This window comes from Occallatibacter gabretensis, from assembly GCF_001449115.1.
Classification (GTDB): Bacteria; Acidobacteriota; Terriglobia; order Terriglobales; family Acidobacteriaceae; genus Telmatobacter; species Telmatobacter gabretensis.
The window spans coordinates 2,249,177-2,271,484 of the sequence record NZ_LAIJ01000009.1; the positions used below are offsets into that span (position 1 = coordinate 2,249,177).

General features: G+C 53.2%; 20 protein-coding genes and 1 tRNA gene. 19 read left to right on the plus strand and 2 right to left on the minus strand.

Translation table 11 applies throughout. From position 1 onward, the window contains the following. Positions 1-4: 4 nt before the first annotated feature. Positions 5-1,222: a glycoside hydrolase family 88/105 protein gene (locus VO84_RS15720; protein ID WP_082662025.1), complete on the minus strand. Its 1,218-nt coding sequence runs from the start codon at positions 1,220-1,222 to the stop codon at positions 5-7. A 280-nt stretch (positions 1,223-1,502) separates the two neighbouring features. Here VO84_RS15720 and VO84_RS15725 point away from each other — a divergent pair, with 280 nt between their 5' ends. The 5 genes from VO84_RS15725 (at position 1,503) to VO84_RS15745 (ending at position 6,725) form a co-directional block, all read left to right on the plus strand. Beyond that, positions 1,503-2,531 (plus strand): alginate lyase family protein, encoded by a 1,029-nt coding sequence (locus VO84_RS15725; RefSeq protein ID WP_231737978.1) that lies wholly within the window; start codon positions 1,503-1,505, stop codon positions 2,529-2,531. Between the two features lie 78 nt (positions 2,532-2,609). Further along, on the plus strand, positions 2,610-3,737 hold the full coding sequence (locus VO84_RS15730; protein ID WP_058188509.1) for a serine hydrolase domain-containing protein: 1,128 nt from the start codon (positions 2,610-2,612) through the stop codon (positions 3,735-3,737). 425 nt (positions 3,738-4,162) lie between these two features. Then, positions 4,163-4,798: a D-glycero-alpha-D-manno-heptose-1,7-bisphosphate 7-phosphatase gene (locus tag VO84_RS15735; protein WP_231737980.1), complete on the plus strand. Its 636-nt coding sequence runs from the start codon at positions 4,163-4,165 to the stop codon at positions 4,796-4,798. Between the two features lie 100 nt (positions 4,799-4,898). Then, positions 4,899-5,939 carry a GHMP family kinase ATP-binding protein gene (locus VO84_RS15740; protein ID WP_058188510.1) on the plus strand — a complete coding sequence of 347 codons (1,041 nt, stop codon included), beginning with the start codon at positions 4,899-4,901 and terminating at the stop codon, positions 5,937-5,939. Positions 5,940-6,023: 84 nt separating this feature from the next. After that, positions 6,024-6,725: a nucleotidyltransferase family protein gene (locus VO84_RS15745; protein ID WP_058188511.1), complete on the plus strand. Its 702-nt coding sequence runs from the start codon at positions 6,024-6,026 to the stop codon at positions 6,723-6,725. 31 nt (positions 6,726-6,756) lie between these two features. Here VO84_RS15745 and gmhA read toward each other — a convergent pair whose 3' ends face one another. Further along, on the minus strand, positions 6,757-7,389 hold the full coding sequence (gmhA, locus tag VO84_RS15750; RefSeq protein WP_058188512.1) for a D-sedoheptulose 7-phosphate isomerase: 633 nt from the start codon (positions 7,387-7,389) through the stop codon (positions 6,757-6,759). 875 nt (positions 7,390-8,264) lie between these two features. Between gmhA and VO84_RS15755 the strand changes: the two genes are divergently transcribed. From VO84_RS15755 to VO84_RS15815, 14 genes are all read left to right on the plus strand, one after another. Further along, positions 8,265-8,948, plus strand: coding sequence for a response regulator (locus tag VO84_RS15755; RefSeq protein ID WP_058188513.1), 684 nt, complete (start codon positions 8,265-8,267; stop codon positions 8,946-8,948). Positions 8,949-9,182: 234 nt separating this feature from the next. After that, a complete protein-coding gene (locus VO84_RS15760; RefSeq protein WP_058188514.1) occupies positions 9,183-9,605 on the plus strand; it encodes a PilZ domain-containing protein in 423 nt (140 codons plus the stop codon). A gap of 183 nt (positions 9,606-9,788) precedes the next feature. Continuing rightward, positions 9,789-10,397: a UpxY family transcription antiterminator gene (locus VO84_RS15765; protein ID WP_058188515.1), complete on the plus strand. Its 609-nt coding sequence runs from the start codon at positions 9,789-9,791 to the stop codon at positions 10,395-10,397. 65 nt (positions 10,398-10,462) lie between these two features. Continuing rightward, positions 10,463-11,113: a polysaccharide biosynthesis/export family protein gene (locus VO84_RS15770; RefSeq protein ID WP_197414049.1), complete on the plus strand. Its 651-nt coding sequence runs from the start codon at positions 10,463-10,465 to the stop codon at positions 11,111-11,113. Positions 11,114-11,121: 8 nt separating this feature from the next. Then, positions 11,122-12,441, plus strand: coding sequence for an LPS-assembly protein LptD (locus VO84_RS15775; protein WP_058188517.1), 1,320 nt, complete (start codon positions 11,122-11,124; stop codon positions 12,439-12,441). Between the two features lie 2 nt (positions 12,442-12,443). Then, positions 12,444-14,051 (plus strand): Wzz/FepE/Etk N-terminal domain-containing protein, encoded by a 1,608-nt coding sequence (locus VO84_RS15780; RefSeq protein WP_058188518.1) that lies wholly within the window; start codon positions 12,444-12,446, stop codon positions 14,049-14,051. A 106-nt stretch (positions 14,052-14,157) separates the two neighbouring features. Continuing rightward, entirely contained in the window at positions 14,158-15,054 is an 897-nt protein-coding gene (locus VO84_RS15785; protein ID WP_197414050.1) for an ExeA family protein, read from the plus strand. Next, positions 15,038-16,045: a CpsD/CapB family tyrosine-protein kinase gene (locus VO84_RS15790; protein ID WP_058188520.1), complete on the plus strand. Its 1,008-nt coding sequence runs from the start codon at positions 15,038-15,040 to the stop codon at positions 16,043-16,045. Before VO84_RS15785 ends, VO84_RS15790 begins: the two co-directional genes overlap by 17 nt. A 327-nt stretch (positions 16,046-16,372) precedes the next feature. Next, the gene (locus VO84_RS15795) at positions 16,373-17,293 is read left to right on the plus strand and encodes a sugar transferase (protein ID WP_197414051.1); all 921 of its coding nucleotides are present in this window, start codon (positions 16,373-16,375) and stop codon (positions 17,291-17,293) included. Positions 17,294-17,410: 117 nt separating this feature from the next. Beyond that, positions 17,411-18,409 carry a Gfo/Idh/MocA family protein gene (locus tag VO84_RS15800; protein ID WP_082662029.1) on the plus strand — a complete coding sequence of 333 codons (999 nt, stop codon included), beginning with the start codon at positions 17,411-17,413 and terminating at the stop codon, positions 18,407-18,409. Next, the gene (locus tag VO84_RS15805) at positions 18,406-18,906 is read left to right on the plus strand and encodes an acyltransferase (protein ID WP_058188522.1); all 501 of its coding nucleotides are present in this window, start codon (positions 18,406-18,408) and stop codon (positions 18,904-18,906) included. The genes VO84_RS15800 and VO84_RS15805 overlap by 4 nt, the downstream gene beginning before the upstream one ends. After that, positions 18,899-20,113 (plus strand): DegT/DnrJ/EryC1/StrS family aminotransferase, encoded by a 1,215-nt coding sequence (locus VO84_RS15810; protein WP_058188523.1) that lies wholly within the window; start codon positions 18,899-18,901, stop codon positions 20,111-20,113. The genes VO84_RS15805 and VO84_RS15810 overlap by 8 nt, the downstream gene beginning before the upstream one ends. A gap of 19 nt (positions 20,114-20,132) precedes the next feature. Next, positions 20,133-20,223 (plus strand) — tRNA-OTHER (locus VO84_RS22590). A gap of 56 nt (positions 20,224-20,279) precedes the next feature. Beyond that, positions 20,280-22,277: an acyltransferase family protein gene (locus VO84_RS15815; RefSeq protein WP_058188524.1), complete on the plus strand. Its 1,998-nt coding sequence runs from the start codon at positions 20,280-20,282 to the stop codon at positions 22,275-22,277. Positions 22,278-22,308 lie beyond the last annotated feature (31 nt).

A 22,308-nucleotide genomic window follows, 5' to 3' on the forward strand; every position in this document is an offset into this window, starting at 1 on the left:
ACTCTCAGTGTTTGGCCAGAGCATCCATCTCAGAGGCGGCAAGCAAGAATCCTCCTACGCCATATACATAACTCGCCGAGGCGCTGAATTTGCCGGGCTGGCCATCGATGGGCTGAATTGATCCCAGCCGGCCGTCTGCATAGATGTGCGTGAGAATCGCTGCCCATGAGCGTTTGATAACAGGCTCAAACTTCTTGCGATCCAATATGCCTGTGCGTATTCCCCAGGCCATTCCATAGGTGTAAAAGGCGCTGCCGGAGATTTCAGGCAGATCATAAGCGCCGGGGTCCAGCAGACCGCTGCGCCATAAGCCATCTTTGCCCTGGATTGCGGCGAGGCGTTCGGCCATCTGCTTGAACTGCTCAATGTATTTAGCGCGGCTGGGATAGTCTTTGGGCATTTCAGTGAGCACCTGCACAAATGCGCCCATGACCCACCCATTGCCGCGTGACCAGAAGATCTTTTGCCCGTTCTGCTGCTTCTGCGTAAAGTAGCGGCTGTCGCGGAAGTAAAGATGTTCCACAGGATCGTAGAGGCTCGACGATGTCTCCCACCACTCTTTGTCCATGTAGTCGAGATAGCGGCGATCGCCGGTAATCGTGGACATGCGCGCCAGTACAGGCGGGGCCATGAATAACGCATCGCACCACCACCAAAGCAGCTTCTGCGGATCATCCTGCCGAACTATGAGCCGGTCCATCGTTGCTTTGGTGTCGGCCATGCGGGTGGTATCGCGATTGTCGCGGTAGAGATCCAGATATGTACGGCCGAGCGCCATATCGTCTGCGTGAGGAAAGCGGTTGTTCAGCAGCTTCCAGTCGAAGCTCTCAGACATCTTTACCATCGCGTCGTGATAGCGCGGGTCGCCGGTAGTGCGCGATGCGGCGAGCATGCCGTCGTAGAGCGCGGCATAGGTCCATTGCTGGCTGAATGTGGATTCGACGCGCGCTAGCTGCCAATCCGCCACTTTCTTTGCGGCTTTGCGAATGGCCGCGTGTGTCAGATCCGCGGACAGGTCCGTGGAGAGTGGGCCGGGGCTTTCCGGTGCATCGCCCACAGCGTTGCGCTCTGTGGATACAGGGGCCGGAGCAGGCGGCGCAGTTTGAGCGCGGGCGAAGATGGAAGCGACGGCAAGTACCGCGACCAGAAATCCAAAAGTAAGAGCAGCTTTTAGGGATCGCGCAGCATTGATTTTCAGTTTGGAATTTTCAGTTTTCGCCATACTGATGGGAAATCATAACAGCTGGATGATGTACGTTATCAATACTCGCCAGATAGAATCCTGAGCTATGAAGCCGCTGAGCGGAATTGCGTGCCGGACGTCATCGGCTACCTCGCAAATTGACAGAAGAATCTTTCTAAAAACAGCAGCAGCATCCGGGTTAGCTGCTCTGGCGCCGTATGCTCGGGGCGCGCTTAGTCATGCAGGGGAATCGGATGCATATCGCCTGGTAGTTGCAACGGATCGCCAAAGAATCGTTACTGCTGCAGACAGATATCTGTTGCAAAAGCCACTTACGATTACTGCCTTTCCTGCAAAGCGAAGCGCGGGTGGGTTACACGATTTCTTTTCGCAGGCGGATTACTTCTGGCCGAATCCCAAAGACCCGAACGGGCCGTACATCAATCGCGACGGGCAGAGCAATCCAGACAACTTTGACGATCATCGCCGCGTGATGGTGGCACTTTCGGTACAGATGCCGGCGCTCACGGCTGCATGGCTGCTGACTGGCCGCTCCAGTTATGGCAAGCTGGCTGGCGATCACTTGCGCGCGTGGTTTGTGACGCCGGAAACGCGCATGAATCCCAACCTGCAATTTGCGCAGGCAGTCATCGGCGTTTCTACGGGGCGCTCCTACGGAATCATCGATACGCTGCACCTGGTGGAAGTGGCCCGCGCGGCGAGTTTGTTGCATACGCAGGTGCTGAGCGCTGAAGATGCCGCTGCCGTGAAGGCATGGTTTCGCGAGTATCTCGCATGGCTCAACACCAGCAACTCCGGCAAGGCCGAGCGCGATGCGTTGAACAACCATGCCATGTGCTGGGCGCTGCAGGCGGCCGAGTTCGCACGTCTTGCGGACGATGAAGCATTGCGGCAGGAGATTTACCAGCGCTATCGCGAGATTATGCTGCCCAACCAGATGGCTCCGGATGGCTCATTTCCTCGCGAGTTGACGCGTACCAAACCTTATAGCTATTCCATCTTCAACTTCGATGTGATGGCGGCATTGTGCCAGTCTCTCAAGGGCCTTACGCCTGATCCGCTGAGCTTTCAGCTTGCCGACGGGCGCGGCCTTTCAAAAGCCTCGCAGTTTCTCTACCCGTATCTCAAAGACAAATCCACGTGGAAATGGGCGCATGACGTGGAGCACTTTGACGCGCTTCCAGTGCGCTCGCCGGGCCTGTTGTTTGCGGGCGTGGCGTTTCACAATTCGCAGTACATCGATTTGTGGAAGAGCCTGAATCCTGACCCGACTGACAAAGAGATCATTCGGAATTATCCGATTCGGCAGCCGCTGCTGTGGGTATAGTGTGGCTGCCGTGGTTGCATAGTTCTCCAGCATTTTCTTTCTTCTCGCCCCTGCATTTCGCTGTATAAAGAGGGAACCATGCCGATCCTCAATCGAAAAGACTTTCTTCGGAATACCGCGCTTGCCGGGCTCGGCGCTGTCGCGGGTCGTGTCCTCGCTTACGGGCAATCGGCTAAGCTGCCGGTGATTGACCAGGAAATACGCCAGTACATGGAGCGCTACAGCGTGCCTGGTATGACGATCTGTTTTCTGCGCGGCAAAGACCTGCTTTATTCCGAAGCTTTCGGCCTGGCCGACCGCTCCACCGGTACTCCTGTAACGGCCGCAAGTCTTTTTCGCATTGCCAGCAATTCAAAGGCATTCACTTCCGCCTCTATCTTTCTGCTGATAGAAACTGGCAAGCTCCAGCTTGAGCAAACGGTCTTCAGCGCAGACGGCATCCTGCCACAGTATTCCAATCTGGGTGGTCATAAGGACTGGCTGCACAGCATCACCGTTCATCAGTTGCTCACACATACCTCAGGAGGCTGGAGCAATCAGGACAATGATCCCATGTTCGAAAAAGGCGGGTTCAATCATGACCAGCTCATCGAATGGACGTTGAAAACGCATGAACTGCAATACCCTCCGGGGCAGCACTACGCGTATTCCAACTTTGGCTATTGCGTGCTGGGACGGGTGATCGAGAAGGTTTCCGGGATGCCTTACCCGCAGTTTGTGCACCAGCACATTCTTAACAGAATCGGCGACAACGACATGCGAATTGCCACTCATAAGCCCGTCCCCAATGAAGTCACCTACTACGGGCAGAATGGCGAAAACCCCTATGGCATACCCATTACCCGTATGGATTCTCACGGCGGATGGATTGCGACCTCTGAAGACATGGCTCGGTTTCTGGCATGCCTCTTCACGCCTGAAGATCAGGAAGGCGCGACGCCCGTGCTTTCACCTGCCAGCCTCAAAACAATGACGACAGGAACAAGCGCTAATCCGGATTACGCCTGCGGACTCGAAATCAATCGCGCCGGCAATGCATGGCACAACGGAAGTCTGCCGGGCACGATCAGCCTCATGGTCCACACGCACAGTGGATGTAGTTGGGCAGCGGTCTTGAACACCAGAACGTCCCAGGGTACGCCGGAACCAGATCTGGATAAAATGCTTTGGCGCATCGGACGGGATATTCCGGGCTATAAGCCATAGCCTAGCTCCCCGGAACGCGAAGGCATCTTCGCGCCTCTGTTTTTCTTGTCAAGCCCTCTTTCGGAAAATATTTTTTAACTCGTTGATTTTAAAGCACAAAAAACTTTGCGCAATTTGCGTAGTATTTCTTCGAATCTGCCATACTTATAGGTAGTAGAGAAAAAGCGGCCTGAGTCCATCGAGGATTCAGGCCGTTTTCTTTTCAGACAAGTTTCAGGATCGCTTCGCGCCGAGGATATCTATGGCTTTTGGACGTTTTACCGATAATCCCTATTCCCTCCGTCGACCGCGGGAGCAGGGATTGACGCTTGCACAGTTCCGGAATGAAGATCGCATAAAGATTTTTGCGGAAACTGTGCTGCCTTCTGTAACACGCACAAATAAAGTCACTTCGGGCCCGGGTCTGCACAGGATAACTTCCGCGATTGTCCGAAATCGCACACCACCCCGCTTGCCGGTCTCTGCTAAAAATGATCTCAATGACCAATTTCGAAATCCGAATGCCCGAGCACATCGAAACCGTGTTCCTTGATCGCGACGGCGTATTGAACCAGAAGATGCCGGAAGGACATTACGTCACCTCCTGGGATGAGTTCCGCCCGCTGCAAGGTATCGCTGAAGCGATCAGCAAACTGAATCGTGCAGGGATTCGCGTAATCGTAGTCAGCAATCAGCGCGGAATCGCTCTCGGCCGCATGTCGAATGCGGATGTGGAAGCCATTCACGCTCGATTCCAGGAATTACTTAAAGCTAGCGGCGCGCACATCGATGCTTTTTACTTTTGCCCCCACGACAAGGAGGGATGCGATTGCCGCAAACCAAAGCCCGGGCTCTTCCTACAGGCCAAACGGGATTTTCCTGCAATTATGCCGGAGACCAGTATTGTCATCGGCGACTCTTTGTCAGATATTGAAGCAGGCCGCAATTTCGGAATGGCAACGATATGGATTTCAGGGGATGCAGAGAGCCGCAGACCGGAGTGGGTCAAAGCGCATGAGCTCGCGGATGCTACTTTCGCGTCATTGCCCGAGTCTATGGGAGCTCTTGTCCCCCGAAAGTGACTTGAGCAGCAGCGTAGACAAGCGTATGTTTAGCTACGGCAGTTCTCGCAAATCACCATAAGCACAGCCGCGCAAACAGCTTCGGCAGAGGGGAAAGACTGTGAAATTGATCAGGGCAAGGGCTCCGCTTCGACTTGGGCTGGCGGGAGGCGGTACGGACGTTTCGCCATACTGCGACGAATATGGCGGAGCAATTCTTAACGCGACTATTGGGCTCTATGCTTACGCGACGATTGAACCATTGACCGACCCGATTGTGTCCTTTCAATCCTTCGATCGTAATGAGCAGGTAGATTATGAATCTACAAGTGAGTTGCCGATGGATGGCAAACTTGACCTGCTGAAGGCCATTCACAATTACGCGATTAAGAATTTCAATGATGGTAAGCCTCTCCACGTAAAGGTTGTGACCCGTGTGGACGTGCCCTCCGGATCAGGCCTAGGCGGATCTTCGACCCTGGTAGTGGCGATTTTAAAGGCATATTCCGAGTTGCTGAACTCGCCACTGGACGACTACACCCTGGCGCATGTCGCTTACGTGATCGAACGTGAGGAGGCGGGTCTCCAGGGCGGAAGACAGGATCAGTTTGCCGCAGCCTTTGGGGGCGTGAATTTTATGGAGTTCGGGCGCGAAGGGCGCGTTCTTGTGAATCCACTGCGAATCAAAGAGAGCGTTCTGGCTGAACTTGAAGCTTCATTGCTGCTTTTCTTTACCGGCGCATCCCGGGAGTCGAAAGGGATTATTGCCGAACAGGCGCAGAATGTTGAGCGACACAACGAAGACGCGATTGAAGCAATGCATCAATTAAAGAAAGAAGCCTTCCTGATGAAGGAAGCCCTGTTGCGCGGAGATTTTCATGGCCTCCATGAGGTGATGCGCCGAAGCTGGGAGGCGAAGAAGCGCATGGCGCGGCAGATTGTGAATGAACAGATTGAGACTGCTTACTCCAAGGCCCTGGATGCTGGAGCGCACTGCGCGAAGATTTCCGGTGCCGGCGGCGGCGGCTTCATGATTTTTCTGACCGATCCGATGCGCAAAGAGCGTGTGGCTGAGGCACTTGGAACGCTGGATACCTGCGGGAATGTCTACCGATGCCACTTTACGACTTCAGGCGCTATGGTTTGGAAGGCAGACGCGTAGAAGCATGATTACAAATGGATGATTTCTGCAGAGCCTAGAAAGTAGATCGAGGTTCGTAGGAAGGTTACGCGAAAGGAATAGACAGTGGAGGCGATAGTACTCGCCGGAGGTCTCGGCACACGATTAAGTTCCCGGCTTGTGGATCGTCCGAAGTCAATGGCTTTAGTGGCGGGGCGCCCATTTCTGGAAATACTGCTCGATCGGCTCGTGAAATCCGGATGCACGCACGTGCTGCTGTCAGTAGGCCATTTGCGCTCTGTGATCACGGATGCGTTTGGGGATAGTTATCGCGGGATTCCCATTACTTACGTGGTTGAAGAGACCCCGTTGGGTACCGGAGGAGCGATACGAAAGGCGCTGGATTTTGGCCGCGAAGATTGCTGCCTGGTGCTGAATGGAGATACTTACGTCGACCTGGACAGTGCTGCCCTTCTGGGGTTTCATCGCGCGGGGCATTCTGCCATCACACTGGCTGTGGCGCAGGTGGCAGACTCCGGACGTTATGGGCGCGTTCGCATTGAGGAAGAGGGAAATACGGAATATGTCACTGGATTTGAGGAAAAGGGCCAGAGCGGCGAAGGATGGATTAATGCCGGCGTCTATGCGCTGAATCGAGAGTTCCCTTGGCCTGGAGAGCTCACCGAGCGGTTCTCATTTGAAAATGACGTGCTGGTTCCAGGGGTAGAAAGTCTTCGGCCGCTCGCATTTCGGCATTCAGGCTATTTTCTTGATATCGGGGTACCCGCGGACTTAGATCGGGCCGCGAGCGAGCTTGCAGACCGCTAATTTGCCCAGTGTCCGCGTATTCGAGTTGAGCTCAATGTTGTTCGACGGCCTGTGCGGCTTCAGCGAGGCTCTGAGATGCAGGGTTGGTGCAATCGATTTCGACCCAATCGCATAACATGTGGCCTGCGAGAATATGACCTTCCTGGATGCGCGCAGTGTCATTCGATGGAACTTCAACCATATAATCGGCCGCGCCGGCCATTTTGCCGCCGCCGGCTCCAGTGAAGGCAACTGTCACAACGCCCATTAACCGCGCCGTCTCGAACGCAGCCAGGACATTCTGGCTATTTCCGGAAGTAGAGATGCCCACGAGAACATCGCCGCGACTGGCTGTGGCCTCTACCTGCCTTGAGAAAACGCGTTCATAGCCATAGTCGTTCCCAATCGCTGTGAGAATCGACGTGTTGGTGCTGAGGGCGATTGAGGGCAAGCCCCTCCGTTCGCGACGGAAACGGCCGACCAGCTCTGCTGCCAGATGCTGCGAATCCGCTGCGCTTCCACCGTTACCACACCAGAGAATCTTGCCGCCAGCGTGAAGCGACGACGACATCACTCGTGCAATTTGTTCCAGAACTGGACATTGAGAGTGGAACTCAGAAATTATCCTGAGATGTTCTTGAATCGCCTCAGTAAAGACGACTGAAGGGCTGGGATCATGCGGCATCGCAACTGTCTCCGATTGGGGAAGGTGTATGGTCAGGCGAAAGTTCTACACTACCTAAACGATGAGGCCAGCTGACCAGAACCAATCATAGCCTAATCTTCAGTACAGAAGATGCTATCAATCGCGATTCTTCGTGCGACGTAGGTGCTAGTTCCTGATCACACGAAAGGCCTTGCCGGGATGCCAAACGTTCCCACCGGCCTGTTGTGAAACATGGACAGACGCGTTGGCGTCTTCGAGATGCCTATCTATGACGCCGGTTTGGCTGGCCAGGCTGGGTCTGGCGCAATCTATGGGGTCGTTTTAGAGTATTGTGAAGTTCTACCTCCTTGGTAACCATCCCATGGTTATCCTTGGTGGTGCGGGTTCGCAAATTGCCATATCATTTAGCCTGGCGGCCTGCGATTATGGCTTGAAAGTTGACTCTACATCGGTCAAAAAATAAGTTTCCGAGCTGCGCACATGTTGGATTTTTATCGGAAACCAATTGCGGGTGGCGAGTTTTCGCCCTCGAACACGTTTCGTTGCCGGGTTCATAGCGAGCATTTCGTGGATTATGTAGCGGGTTGTTGGTTCCGGTCCACGATCTATTCCCTTCAAGTTTGGCCCCGGGAAAATTTGTCATGGTTCTTGCACAGAACCAAATCCACCTCGACGGGTGAGTGGAGAAGGCGTATTTTGCGCGTTTCCTATCACCGAGGAGGATGTAGTTGTGTGTGCTGTGCATGCCGTGACGATTCATAAACTGCCAATGGTCGACTGCCGGGATAGGAATATCGGACAGTTCACCTAGTGAATGGCATGGAGTCCAGGATACTCGCGCGCGAGCATTGCTTTTCCTGCCGGCGGGAGTTGCCAACTGTTGGAGGTTGAAAGTGGCAACGTTGTCTGAGGTTTCGTATTCCCCGATTCGTGTCTTAGTCGCAAACGGGCATGGTCTATTTCGAGATGGCTTGCGGGGGTTGCTTGAGGCGGGTGGTTTCAAGGTGGTAGGTGAGACCGCGGATGGCGAAGCCGTGGTTTCCATGGCCGAGAAGACGCGGCCAGATGTGATATTATTGGACCTCGCGATGCCTCGCCAGGACGGGATTGAGGTTCTACGGCGGCTATCGACCGCGGGAATCCCGGCGCGTACGTTGCTGATGGTGTCATCGACGGACAAGGCACAGGTCGTCCGAGCCTTGAAGATGGGAGCGTACGGCGTCATTCCCCAGGAGGCGACGAGTCAGCGTTTGTATGAAAGCATTCGCTGCATCATGTCTGGCCAATACTCGATTGGCAAGGATAACGTTTCCGATCTAGTAAAGGCGCTGCGGGAAGAGAATGGTTCTGGAGCTATTTCGCGGCAGAGACGGTTTGGCCTGACGCCGCGTGAACTGGAGACCATTACGCTCGTGGTCGCGGGTTACTCAAATCCCGGAATTGCGCAGAAGTTTTCAATTAGTGAGCAGACGGTAAAGCATCACATCAGCAATATTTTCGACAAGCTTGGTGTCTCGAACAGGCTTGAGCTTGCTCTCTTTGCCGTTAATCATCGGCTGACTGATACGAACTCTTGAGAGAAAACACTAAGGCATGTAATGGCGGCCAGCTTGAACTTCCAAGGTTGTCTGCCGATACAACGAAGGTAACCAGTAAGCTGGCTTTTTAAGGCGATCTGGTAATGCTCCAAAGTCTAATGGAATGTGGCACTATTCAGTGTTATTCCGATGCTACTGATGGGCCATTGTAAGGTTGGGACGACTTCATTAGGCTTGGTTCACGTTATGAATGAGGCGCGAGGAACAGCCTGAATGGAAAACGATAAAGAGGATAGTGGCAGACGTCTCGAAATCGTTTTTCGCAGGAAGGTGCCTCGGGCTCAGCGTTACGAAATTAGCACGACAATGCGCTATCGCATCCGGGGGGAAAAGCAATGGCGAGAAGGTGTCGTGAAAAACATCAGTATTTCCGGCGTACTCATTTACGCCGCGACTTTTCTGGAGTTGGAAACCGAGATTGAATTACGGTTTTCGCTACCAGTTCATCTGCGGGACGAAAGTGCCGCAGAATTATTATGCCGAGGTTCGGTTGTCCGATCCTCAAAATGTGAAGGTTTCTACAAAGCTGCTTTAGCGGCAGCCAGGATTAAGCGCTGGCGGTTTTTGCGGAAAAAGAACGCAGAAGACAAATCGCCAGAGTATTCTTCCAGCGGTAGCCTGCTGCAGTTTGAGTAGGGGGCGTTTCACAGGTTGTAGTTCTGGGTGTTTCGGCGTCAGTTTCAGGTGCCGCATGCTCAACGCCTTAGCCAAATTTGAGATTGATGGGCTCTGTAGCTCACAGGGCGAAGCTATGCCTAGCGGTGGCGGTAGTAGTGCGGGCCAATTTCAGGTAATCCCGGAGACGAGAGGAAGGCTGGAATGGATACGGCAATCGATTTCACACCAAGTGAAACCGTCATGCCCTGGTGGGCTCTTTATACCCGGCATCAACACGAAAAAACGGTGGCGGAAGTATTGAGGACGAAAGGCGTGGAAGTATTTCTGCCTTTGTACGCGTCTGTGCGCCGCTGGAAAGACAGAAGCAAGCTGCTGTACATGCCGCTTTTCCCCGGATATGTGTTCGTGCGTGGAGTGCTTGCACAGCGACTTCACGTTATGACAACGCCTGGCGTACACATGATTTTGAGCCAGGGAGATCGCGCAGCGCTCATCCCTGAAGATGAGATCCAGGCGATTCGGCAAACGATTGAAGGAAACTTTCATGTCGAACCGCACCCTTTCCTAAAATGCGGCGAACGAGTTCGCGTGAAGCGTGGTTCTCTCTGTGGTGTTGAAGGCATACTTGTAAGAAAGAAGAACGTATTTCGCCTGGTTCTCTCTGTGCAGATGTTGGCACAGGCTGTAGCGGTAGAGATTGATGCCGCAGATGTCGAGCCCGTAGATTCAAAGGTGGCAGCACCGCTCTCACCGACGGAAATGGCCGGCGCTCGGTTGCAGCAATATCCGATTCGTCCATTTGCAAGTTAGCTTGACCGGGAATGTGCCTCGAACGCAAGTCTTTCGAACAGGCAGTTTCGTTGGGGCATAGGAATATGTTGATCAAAAGCAGTATGAAGATTGTAATTTCCATTCTCGTGATTTCAGGGTTTGTACTTGCACGGGCTCAGATGGGCACGAGTAAACCTGCACAGACGGCTGCTCCAGGGTCCACGAAATCGGAGCAGTCTGCGGCACCGGCAGGGAAGGACCATCCTGAAGAGAACTACGTCATCGGGGACGGAGACGTATTGGGAATCAACGTCTGGAAGGAACAGGAGCTTACAGGGCCTATTCCAGTACGTCTGGACGGCAAGATATCGCTACCATTGATTGGTGAAATTCAGGCAAGCGGTAGGACTCCGACTCAACTCAAGAACGATATCACTGACAAGCTGCGCGCTTACCTGTCAGCACCGGATGTGACGGTGACAGTGCTGCAGATGAACAGCCAGAAGTTCAATATTCTGGGACGAGTTTCCAAGCCTGGATCCTATCCGTTGTCAGCGACCACCACGGTCCTGGATGGGATTGCCGCAGCCGGCGGATTTCTGGACTTTGCAAAGCAAAAGGGCGTCTACATCCTGCGCAAGAATTCCGAAGGCCGTATGACGCGCATCGCCTTCAACTACAAGGACGTTATTCGGGGTAATCACCCTGAAGAAAACATCCAACTCAGGCCTGACGACACGATCGTCGTACCTTGAGGTTGCATATGCGCGTACAAGCTTTATTCATCGTAATGCTGCTTACTTCAGCAGCTGCAGCACAAGAGCCTCAGAGTCCAAACGCAGCCGCTCAGACACGGATGCTAACCCCGCCACCTGTAAGCGTGCTGAACTATACGGCTCAAGTAGGATCTGAAGCGCAACGTAATTATCTTCGAGGCGGGCTCACTTACACCACCTCCTATATTGACAATTACTTTGCGGATGCGGGCAGCGCGCCAATTGCCGAGACAACGATGTCAATCTTGCCGACGATTGCGCTGGATGCCTCTACAGCGAGACAACATGCGGTAGTGACTTACAGTCCTGGATTTACGTTTTACCATCCGTCAAGCGGGCTGAACGAAGTTGATAATATTGCGTCGGCAGACTATGCGTTCCATTTATCTGCGTACACAACGATTAGCGCGACGGAACGATTTGAAGATAGCTCGATGCCGTTCTCTCCTGCGGATGCTGGCGATATAGGCGGTATATCAGGAATACCAATATCGACTACACCTGGCGTGGTGCCACCTTTTGCAAAGCGGCTTACCAATTCTGTCAGCGCAGAGATCACGATGCAGACGGGGTTGAACGAGATGATTGGCGCATCGGGTTTGTCTGCGATTTTGCAATATCCCGGCTCATCACTGACTCTTGGGCTTTATAACTCGAGCGCGCGTGGCGGAACCGGTTTTTACAATCACCGTATTTCCACTTCACAGTATGTTGGAGCAACTTATCAGTACCTTGATATGCTGACATCCCCACCAGACGGCGAAAGCGCTACTAAAACATCGACGGTGATGGGTTTCTACACGGTCTATCCAAATGCCCGCCTATCGGTATCAGTGTCCGGAGGCCCTCAGTATTACCAAGTGACGGAAACGGCGTCGCCTTCCTTCAATGCATGGGGACCGTCCATATCGGCTAGCACGGGTTGGCAGACCGGGCGCTTCAACCTTGCCGCGAGCTACTCGCATTCGGTGACAGGAGCTGGCGGCTTGATCGGGGCCTACCATACCAACAGCGCGAATGCCGCATTGCATTGGCAGCTTGCGCGTACATGGACGGCCGGAGCCTCCGGATCGTACTCCATTAACAAATCTGTCAGTGCGTTGCTCCCGACGGAAGCTGAAAATGGACATACGATCACCGGATCGGCGACATTACAGCATCCAATACATGGACAGGTCAGCCTGGCGTTCGGCTATGATCGGGTCCATCAAAGCTATGGTCAGGTTGCTGCCATCGCGGCCAGCCCAGACAGCGATCGCTTTTCGGCTTCGATTACGTGGAATTTCCAACGCGAGTTAGGTAGATAGTTATGCCCGAAGAATTTGAAGAAAGCCCCAGCCAACCGTTTGATCTAGGCCGCTATCTCGACATTATCCGCCGGCGTCATCTGATCTTTCTGACGCTGCTGCTGGTAGGTTGGGTGGGAGTATGGGGATCGAGCTGGCTTCTCCCCGTGAAATATAAGTCGAGCACGCTGATTCTTGTGGAAGAACCCGCGTTGCCGAAGAACTATGTTGTTCCTAATATCAGTGACAACGTGCAGGACAGGCTGCAGACCATTACACAACAGATATTGAGCCGGACGCGGTTGCTTCTGATTATCGATAAGCTTCACCTCTACCAGGGTGGACGCCATGTTTTAACGCCCGACCAGCGTGTAGATAAAATGCGCAAGGATATTAATATTGATCTCGTCAAAGACGAAAAGACCAACTCGGTCACAGCATTCAAAATCTATTATGTCTCTGCAGATCCGCATATTGCGCAGCAAGTGACCAGCGAATTGACGAACCTCTTCATCGACGCGAACTCAAAAGCTCGCAAACAAGAGTCAGAAAATACTACGCAGTTTATTGAAAGCCAACTGGTAACTGCTCGTGCCAACCTTGCGGATCAAGAGGCGAGAGTTCAGACATTCCAAGCTCAGCATCAGGGGGCATTGCCTTCGCAGGAGACGGCCAATCTACAGATTCTGAGTGGGCTGCAATCGCAACTGCAGAACGAGCAAGATGCGGTGAATTCCGCAAAGCAACAGAGTGTTTACCACCAGTCGTTAATTGAGCAGTATCGCGCATTTGATTCAAGGCATACTACCGCCGGCGGGACTTCGGTTGGGCTGGCGGGTATTGACGATCAGCTTGATAAGTTGCGATTGAAGCTACAGGATCTGGGCACTCGGTATACGGATCAGTATCCAGAGGTGCAACAGGTAAAGGCACAGATCGCCGATGCAGAAAAGCAAAGGGCGCAGATAGTTGCCAATCTCAAGAAGGCACCAGACGGAAAACAGGCGAGTGGCGGCGGGCAGACCCAAGAGATTCAAGATCCTGCACAAAATGCCCCGCTGTTGCAGCTCCAAAGTCAGCTAAAGGCCGATCAGACGGAGATAGCAAATCGCGAGCGGGCGGTCAGTAGTCTCGAGTCGCGGATCAACCAATATCAGTCCTTACTGAATAGCGAGCCTTCGGTCAGTCAGCAACTGGCAGATCTGAACCGAGGCTATGAGCAATCTCAGACGAACTACAATGAGTTGCTGAAGAAGGAAAGCGACTCTCAGATGGCCACAAGCATGGAGCAGATGCAGGAGGGCGAACGATTCATGATGCTCGACCCGCCAAGCCTGCCGGTGCGTCCCGATTTCCCCAACCGCCTTAAGATGTGTGGTGTCGGGCTGGGAGTGGGGCTGGTGCTGGGGTTGCTGGTGGTTGTTCTGCAGGAATTTTTCGATGATTGCATGTACAGCGACCGAGAAATTATCAAGATGATTTCTGTGGGCGTGATCGCTGAGATTCCGCAGATTCTGAACCCATCCGATACGGAACGCGAGAAGCGGAAAATTTTACTGGGTTGGGCCATGGCTGCGTTGGTGATATGTGTAATTCTTACTGGATCTGCATTCAGCTATCTACATTCCTAGAGCATACTTTTCAATGTACAAGTCATTCTTTCAACTCACGCGTAATCCATTCGATCTGACTCCGGATCCGAATTGCTTTGTGTCTACAAGAAGGCACAATGAAGCGTTGGCCGCGCTGTATTACGGGGTACGGTGGCACAAGGGGTTCGTGGTTGTGACAGGAGAAGTGGGTACAGGAAAGACGCTTCTGCTGCGTTGCCTGTTGAGGCTGCTGAAGGAAAGCAAAGATGTGTCCTATGCCTACGTGTTCAATGGCAGACTTTCGCCCGTGGAGTTCCTGCAATACATTCTCTCCGACTTCGGGTTGCCTACTTCTGGCAAGAACAAAAGCGAGCTCCTGATCGAGCTAGGCCAGTTCCTTATTTCGCGGGGATCAAAGAAACTCACGACGGTCTTGATCGTCGATGAAGCACACCTTCTCTCAGAGGAAATTCTCGAAGAGATTCGCCTGCTCTCCAACCTGGAAACAGCGGACGATAAACTTCTGCAGGTCGTCCTGGTGGGACAACCCGAACTGGACGAAAAGCTGGATTCCCTCGGCCTGAGGCAGCTCAAGCAAAGAATTGCACTCCGTGCACGTCTCGCAGCGCTGGATCAGGAAGAGACGCGGGAATATATTGAGAAACGGCTGCAGATCGCAGGAGCTTCGCTTCAGGGCGAACCGATCTTTCCTCCGGAAACTGTCTCGACTGTGTATTGGTATTCACAAGGTCTGCCGCGGCTGATCAACACAATCTGTGAGAATGCACTGATCGCGTCTTATGCACGGCAGGATCACAGCGTCAATCCAGAAATTATCCACGAAGTTGCCCGGGAGTTTCGGTTGGACGTGAGCTCGTCTAGCGATGATGTAGCGACCGGCAGAATCAGCGAAGCCGATTTGCGGCAGCAAACGAACGCGATGCTAGACATATTTTCCAGATTGAGAAACCCTACTGTGAGCAGTTTGGCTTCTGATTCGAGTCAGGTGACAGAACAAGGGGAGCATGAGCTACATATTTGACGCCTTACAACGCTCACAAGCTGAGCGTGCAGAGGCAAACAAAACGGGATCACTGGCGACTCTTGAGCTGCTAGAGCGCACCGAGCGTGAAGCCTCTGCACAATGGAACTCCGAATTTCCATCGGAGCCGATTGCGGAAGCAGTGCAGGAAACGCAGGGGCCCTTACTCAGCGGAGAAGGACTTGGAGCAGGCGCCGTTGACGACGATCCGAGTGTCATTACGAAGGCACTGGAAGATGAAGAACGCCGCGAGACGTTCAGCCACTTCCAGACCTTGGAATGCGCTCATTCAAAAGACAGCCGCCTGGTAAGCCTCTCCAATGCGGATGCACCTGCAAGAGAAGCGTTCCACATGCTGGCGGTTCGGCTGAACGACCTGAAACGGACGCGAGAGCTCAAGAGCATACTGATCACAAGCACAATTCCTGGAGAAGGCAAGAGTCTGGTTGCTGCGAATCTGGCGAGCTCTCTTGGCGGTGGAGAACGCGAGCGGGTTCTTCTTCTCGATGGAGACTTGAGGCGGCCTTCGCAGTCGCAACTCTTTGGACTCGCCAAGGTTCCCGGACTGATCAACTATCTGCAGGGCGAGCGTAGCCTAACCGCTTGTCTTTACCACCTACCTGAAGCAGGCATCTGGATGTTGCCAGCCGGCGACAATCCCAGCAATTCCGCAGAATTGATCCAGTCGCAAGAACTGCCGAAGCTGATGGAAACTCTGAGTGGATGGTTTGATTGGATTGTGATCGACTCTCCTCCAGTGCTGCCTGTGGTCGACACAAGCGTATGGGCGCGATTAGCAGATGGCATCCTGCTTGTAGCGCGTCACGGAACGACGAAGAAACGAAAACTGCAAAAGGGACTGGATGCGCTTGATCCCAGCAAGTTGATTGGTGCGCTGCTGAACGCATCCAAGAGCGCAAACGATAACGATTACTACTCCTATCTCAGCCCATCTGAAACTTCGCGGCAATCAGGTTCCGGCCGCCGCTAGCAGTCTGTTTGCTAGTTCCCTCGGTAATTGCAATCCCCCCACGTCCATAAGGCCCCCGCAGTAATAGCGGGATCTACCGCTCCGTAAGAGAGTTAAGCCATGATCTGTCTCCAAGTAGAAAATCCCGCACATTTAGACGATCTTTTTTCCGGCTCCCAGCCGGCAGAGATTCGCGACGTTCTGGACGAAAGAGCCTTTCGGCGGATGATTGCTATCGAGAGGAAAAGGACAGAGCGAACCAAGGAACCTTTCCTGCTAATGCTGCTGGAGTGTGTAGAGTGCAGAGAGCCGGGGAAATGTGTCCATGGCATCGATAACCTTTTGACTGTGCTTCTCTCCGCGACGCGAGAAACAGACGTGATTGGCTGGCACAAGGAGAATCGAGCTATCGCGATCCTGTTTACCGGGCTTGCGGCAGACTCCAAGAGCGCATGCGTTGGGGCCATTTTGAACCGCGTCAGTTCGGCGCTGCAAGATAAACTCTTTTCTGAGAAATTCGTGCAGCTCTCGATTACACTGCATCTCTTCCCCGATGACTGGGGCAATGATGGCTCAGGAGGGCCGAGCAACGCGACGCTGTATCCGGAACTGCAAGAGGCAGATACGAGCAAGCGCGGAATGCTGGCCCTTAAACGAAGCATGGATATTCTTGGAAGCCTGTTTTTACTGATCCTGCTTCTGCCCTTCATGGTCGCAATTGCCATAGCGGTGAAGGTGACGTCTCGAGGGCCGATATTCTTCCGGCAACAGCGCGTAGGTCAGTTTGGCAAGTGTTTCACGTTTCTGAAGTTCCGATCGATGCGGAATCGCAATGATCACAGCCAGCACATGCAATATGTGAAGCAGATGATTGCCGGCAACGCTGATCGTGTATCGGCAAAGGGGAAAGCCGAAGGCGTATATAAATTGGTGGATGACCCAAGAATTACGCAGCTGGGAAAGTTTCTGCGCAGAACCAGTCTAGATGAACTGCCGCAATTCCTGAACGTGCTGAGCGGCGATATGTCACTTGTTGGTCCGCGGCCTCCGATTCCGTATGAAGTTGCGGCGTATGAGACCTGGCATCGGCGCAGGGTATTGCATGTGAAGCCAGGCATCACGGGCTTGTGGCAGGTGACAGGGCGAAGCCGAGTGAGTTTTGACGAGATGGTACGCCTTGATCTGCACTATGCAAGCTTCTGGTCGCCGTGGCTTGATTTCAAGATTCTTATGCGCACACCCGCCGCCGTGATTAAAGGCGCTTATTAAGGGACGTGCGCTGGCGGATAGCAGAGTAAATTCCGCCTTTTTATCTGGTTGTTTCTTGTTTGCATTCTGAATGCAAGATGGCCAAGTGAGGCCATTGGTAAGGAAGGGAAGACTCTCGTGAATTTTGGCGTAATTGGTTTCGGATACTGGGGACCCAATGTGGTGAGGAATCTCAGTGGCCTGGATGGCTCCCGGGTTATTTCCATTGCAGAGCTGAGTGAGAAGGCGCGCCAGCGCGCGCGAAAGGCCTATCCGGCAGTTCACATTACTGCGGATGCAAAAGAGATAATTTCGTCTACCGAGATTGACGCGATTGCCATCATCACTCCCGTGTGGACGCATTATGAATTGGCTAAGGAAGCGCTCGAAAACGGAAAGCATGTGTTTGTGGAAAAACCGTTTACGAGTACGACCGAGCAGGGAGAAAGACTGATCGAACTGGCCGCCCGGAAGAACCTGAAGATCATGGTGGATCACACCTTCCTGTTTACCGGAGCGGTGAAGAAGATCTCTCAGCTTATGAACGAAGGGACTCTGGGAAAGTTGTATTATTACGATTCAACGCGCGTTAATCTCGGGCTTTTTCAGCACGATATTAATGTGTTGTGGGATCTGGCCCCCCATGATTTGTCGATCATGGACCACTTAATACGCTCAACTCCGGAAGCGGTTGTGGCGACAGGGCAGAAGCATCTGAGCGAGCATGAAGATGTCGCTTACATGACTCTTTACTTTCCTGACTCTGTGATTGCGCACATCAACGTAAACTGGTTGTCGCCGGTGAAGGTGCGCATGACGCTAATTGGCGGAGAGAAGCGCATGCTGCTGTGGAACGATCTTGTGGCCGATGAAAAACTCAGAGTGTATGACAAAGGCGTCAAGATTGATAGCCGTGAAGGAGTCTACGACATGCTGGTGAGCTATCGATCGGGTGATATGTGGTCTCCTCAGTTGGAGCAGATAGAGGCGCTCCGTGAAGAGCTTTCTTACTTTGTCGATTGTGTATCGAGCGGACAAGATCCACATAACGACGGGCACGCAGGTTTGCGCGTTGTGAAGATGCTGGAAGCAGCCACGGAATCCTTGAACAAGAAAGGTACACTGGTCCGTCTGTGAACTCCCTGAACGCTATCTCTGACGATGTAAAGCTGGGCGTTGATGTGCGACTATCAAAATTTATCAACCTATACGGGTGTGAGATTGGCGATGAATCCAAGATAGGCGCCTTTGTTGAGATCCAGAAAAATGCCCGCGTGGGGAAAAGATGCAAGATCTCAAGCCACACATTTATCTGTGAAGGAGTGGTGATTGAAGACAATGTCTTCATCGGCCACGGAGTCACATTTACCAACGATATTTTCCCTCGCGCAACAGCGAGCGATGGCAATCTGCAGACTGAAGCGGATTGGAAGGTTGAGCCGACGACAGTTCGCAAAGGAGCATCCATCGGCTCCGGCACTACGCTTCTGTGCAATATCAGCATTGGTGAAAATGCGATTGTAGGAGCTGGAAGCGTGGTCACAAAAAATGTCCCACCTAACTCGGTCGTAGCAGGAAATCCGGCCAGAGTTCTGCGTTATATCCAACAAAGTCCGGAGACCCATCATGAGTAACCATCAGAGTGTTCCATTTTTAGATCTTGTCGCTCCTCACGTCGAACTCGAAGAGGAGCTCACAGCGGTATTTCAGCGTGCGCTGCGTACTGCGGGCTTTATCGGTGGCCCCATGGTCGAGGAGTTCGAGAAGTCCTTCGCGGTGTTTTGTGACACGGCTGACTCCATTGCTGTCAGCAGCGGAACCGACGCGCTGCGATTTGCAATTATGGCCAGCGGAGTGCAGCCTGGGGACGTTTCAGTGACTGTACCCCATACATTTATCGCCACCACAGAAGCAATCTCACAGGCCGGCGCACTGCCAGAGTTCGTTGACGTTGATGAGCGCACCTACAACATGTCTGTTGAAAGCCTGCGGCAGTACCTGGAACAGCAATGCTCACGGGATCAGTCCGGCAAATTGATCAGCCGGCGAAGCAATCGTCCTGTGACTTCAATTGTGCCCGTGCACTTATATGGGCAGATGGCAGATATGGACCCAATTCTGGCTCTTGCAGAAGAATATGGGTTAGTCGTGATCGAGGATGCGTGCCAAGCACATGGAGCTGAATACTTCTCCAAGAAACTCAATCGCTGGATGAAGGCTGGATCTGTAGGACGTGCGGCAGCGTTCAGTTTCTATCCCGGAAAGAATCTTGGTGCGTGTGGAGAAGCCGGAGCGGCGACCACCAACGACAGTGAGATTTCTGCAAAGATCAGAATGCTGCGTGATCACGGTCAGGCAAAGAAGTATTATCACGACGTTGAGGGATATAACGGAAGGCTGGATGCGATCCAGGCCGGCCTGTTGAGCGTAAAACTTGCCCACCTGGCGCAGTGGAACGCGAGACGCCGCGAGTTGGCTGCCGAATACAACCAGCTTCTTGCGAACAATGATGCTGTGGGCTGCCCATGGGAGCCGTCCTGGTCCCGTTCCGTCTATCACCTCTATGTGATTCGTACGACTGAACGCGATAGAATGATTGAGAGCTTGAAGCAAGCTGGCATTGGCACGGGAATTCATTATCCTGTACCGCTGCATCTGCAGAAAGCTTATTCCGGGCTCAACTACAAGCCAGAAGACTTTCCGGTTGCCACACGCGTGGCTGCCGAAATTGTCTCCCTGCCGATGTTCCCTCAGCTAAGCGGAGACCAACAGGCACAGGTGGTGAACGCAGTTCAGGCATTTTCTGCGAGAGCAGTGAGCGAAACAGTCTCTGTCGCATAATTTTTTGAATTGTACAAACGGAGAGGTCGCCGTTGGCTAAGGCAGTAGTCAGCTTGCTGGCTGCGGTGGTGAAAGCCACCCGGAGGTTCGAATCCTTCCCCTCTCCGCCAATTTTGTGAATCGCCGCACCGCGGATTGAAGTTGAGCCGCAAATAGAACAGACAACATGATAAACACGACTGCGCTTGCAGACGAAAAAGCTACAGAACCGACAAAAAGTCATGCGAACTCGCAGGCTGCTCAGAAGAGTGGCCTGAAGTATCGCGCCGACATAGACGGACTAAGAGCTGTCGCGGTTGTGAGCGTGGTTGCATTTCATATCGGACTAAATCGATTTGGGGGAGGATTTGTCGGCGTTGATGTTTTCTTTGTCATCTCCGGCTACCTGATAAGTTCGATTATCTTTGCCGAGGTCAGCGCTTCGCGCTTCACGATCGTCGGGTTTTACGAACGGCGCATTCGCCGGATATTTCCGGCGCTTTTCGCCATGCTTGCAGCATGCAGTATCGCCGCGGCCATTTTCCTGCTTCCGCGTGAGCTGGTCGATTACGCGAAGTCGATGCTCGCCGCGACAGGTTCAGTCTCGAACATATTCTTCTGGCAGCATTCCGGTTACTTCGACGCGCCAACCTCGAAGCCATTGCTTCATACCTGGTCGCTTGCGGTGGAAGAGCAGTTCTATCTCACATTTCCACTGTTCCTGCTCGTGGTTCGTCGCTTCTTTCCCGGAAGGCTCCGCACGGCAGTTTCGCTCCTATTCGTTGCATCCCTTGTTGCTAGCGGAATTGTGGTTCTGCAGGATCGAACCACGGCATTTTATATGCCATACACTCGCGCCTGGGAGCTTCTACTAGGCACCCTGCTTTCACTCAAAATATTTCCAGCATTGAGATCGGCAGGACTACGAAACGTCGCTACACTGGCTGGGCTCGGAATGATTTTATGGTCGGTGATGTTTTATTCCGAGGCAACTCTGTTTCCGGGTTTCAGCGCTCTGCTGCCATGTGTCGGATCGGCGCTGATTATCTGGGCTGGAGAAACTGGCGGATCGATTGTCGGCTCAGTATTGTCCTGGCGCCCCGTGGTATTTGTCGGCCTCATCTCTTACTCCTTGTACCTATGGCATTGGCCGATCATTGTGCTGCAAAAGATGGGCGTGCTCATCGGCTTAGGCGGAGTTCACCTTGGAGCGCACGCGGGTCTGCTTTCCGAGCATCGTTTCGATATGTTTGTCGAGATCGTTCTCTCGCTCGGGCTGGCCATATTGTCCTGGAGATTTGTAGAGACGCCCTTTCGCAGCGGACCCCTTCGCCTGAGCCGGCGGCCGCTCTTTGTGCTGGCCGTTGTAGTCATGTCGGTTTTTATGGGAGGCGCCGCATGGACGGTACTTGCTCAGGGGTTTCCTGGTCGTTTTCCCGAAAAGGCGCTGCAAGTTGCCTCTGCCCTTGATAGCCAGCAGGAAAGCAAGTCTGGGCGGGTTGGAACTTGCTTCATCACCACAGAGTTTCACTTCGACAGTTATCGCCAAGATACCTGCTTGCGTCAGGATAGCGGGAAGAAAAACTACCTCTTGCTCGGCGACAGCCATTCAGACATGCTCTGGGCTGCTCTCAATACAGGCCTCAAGAACGCTAATGTGATGCAGGCCAGCACGGCGGCTTGCGTTCCGTCGCTTGCTCCATCGGGGAGCGAGGACTGCAAGAAGATGATGGCGTATATTTTCCGGAGCTACCTGCCGACACATCCGGTACAGGGTGTTTTTCTTGCCGCGCGATGGGGACAGAATAATCTGGGTTCTCTGACGGAACTGATCACATGGCTCAATCAGCACCAGGTACCTGTAACTGTCTTCGGTCCCGTGCCTGAATATGATGCGCCTCTTCCCCGACTTCTTGCGGATTCGATTGCCTGGAATAAGCCTGCCCTGGCGAGTCAACACCTGGTACAGGGCCAACAAATGCTGGACGCAGAGATGCAACGGATGGCCACGACAACATGGCATGTGCCTTATATTTCGCTCTACGATGAGATCTGCGGTTCGAACGGCTGCCTTGAATATGCTGATCCAACCCACAAGCTGCCGTTGATGGCGGATGATAACCACCTCAGCAACCCGGGCGCTATCTCTGTCGTACAGCGACTGGTCGATCAGGGCAAGTTGTAGTAAACCTGCGCCAGATTTCTCGTTCCTTAAA

Coding starts and splice junctions, on each gene's coding strand:
- VO84_RS15815 (WP_058188524.1), top strand. CDS start 20,280: ATGATAAACACGACTGCGCTTGCAGACGAAAAAGCTACAGAACCGACA.
- VO84_RS15730 (WP_058188509.1), top strand. CDS start 2,610: ATGCCGATCCTCAATCGAAAAGACTTTCTTCGGAATACCGCGCTTGCC.
- VO84_RS15775 (WP_058188517.1), top strand. CDS start 11,122: ATGCGCGTACAAGCTTTATTCATCGTAATGCTGCTTACTTCAGCAGCT.
- VO84_RS15720 (WP_082662025.1), bottom strand. CDS start 1,222: ATGGCGAAAACTGAAAATTCCAAACTGAAAATCAATGCTGCGCGATCC.
- VO84_RS15770 (WP_197414049.1), top strand. CDS start 10,463: ATGTTGATCAAAAGCAGTATGAAGATTGTAATTTCCATTCTCGTGATT.
- VO84_RS15765 (WP_058188515.1), top strand. CDS start 9,789: ATGGATACGGCAATCGATTTCACACCAAGTGAAACCGTCATGCCCTGG.
- VO84_RS15780 (WP_058188518.1), top strand. CDS start 12,444: ATGCCCGAAGAATTTGAAGAAAGCCCCAGCCAACCGTTTGATCTAGGC.
- VO84_RS15790 (WP_058188520.1), top strand. CDS start 15,038: ATGAGCTACATATTTGACGCCTTACAACGCTCACAAGCTGAGCGTGCA.
- VO84_RS15760 (WP_058188514.1), top strand. CDS start 9,183: ATGGAAAACGATAAAGAGGATAGTGGCAGACGTCTCGAAATCGTTTTT.
- gmhA (WP_058188512.1), bottom strand. CDS start 7,389: ATGCCGCATGATCCCAGCCCTTCAGTCGTCTTTACTGAGGCGATTCAA.
- VO84_RS15810 (WP_058188523.1), top strand. CDS start 18,899: ATGAGTAACCATCAGAGTGTTCCATTTTTAGATCTTGTCGCTCCTCAC.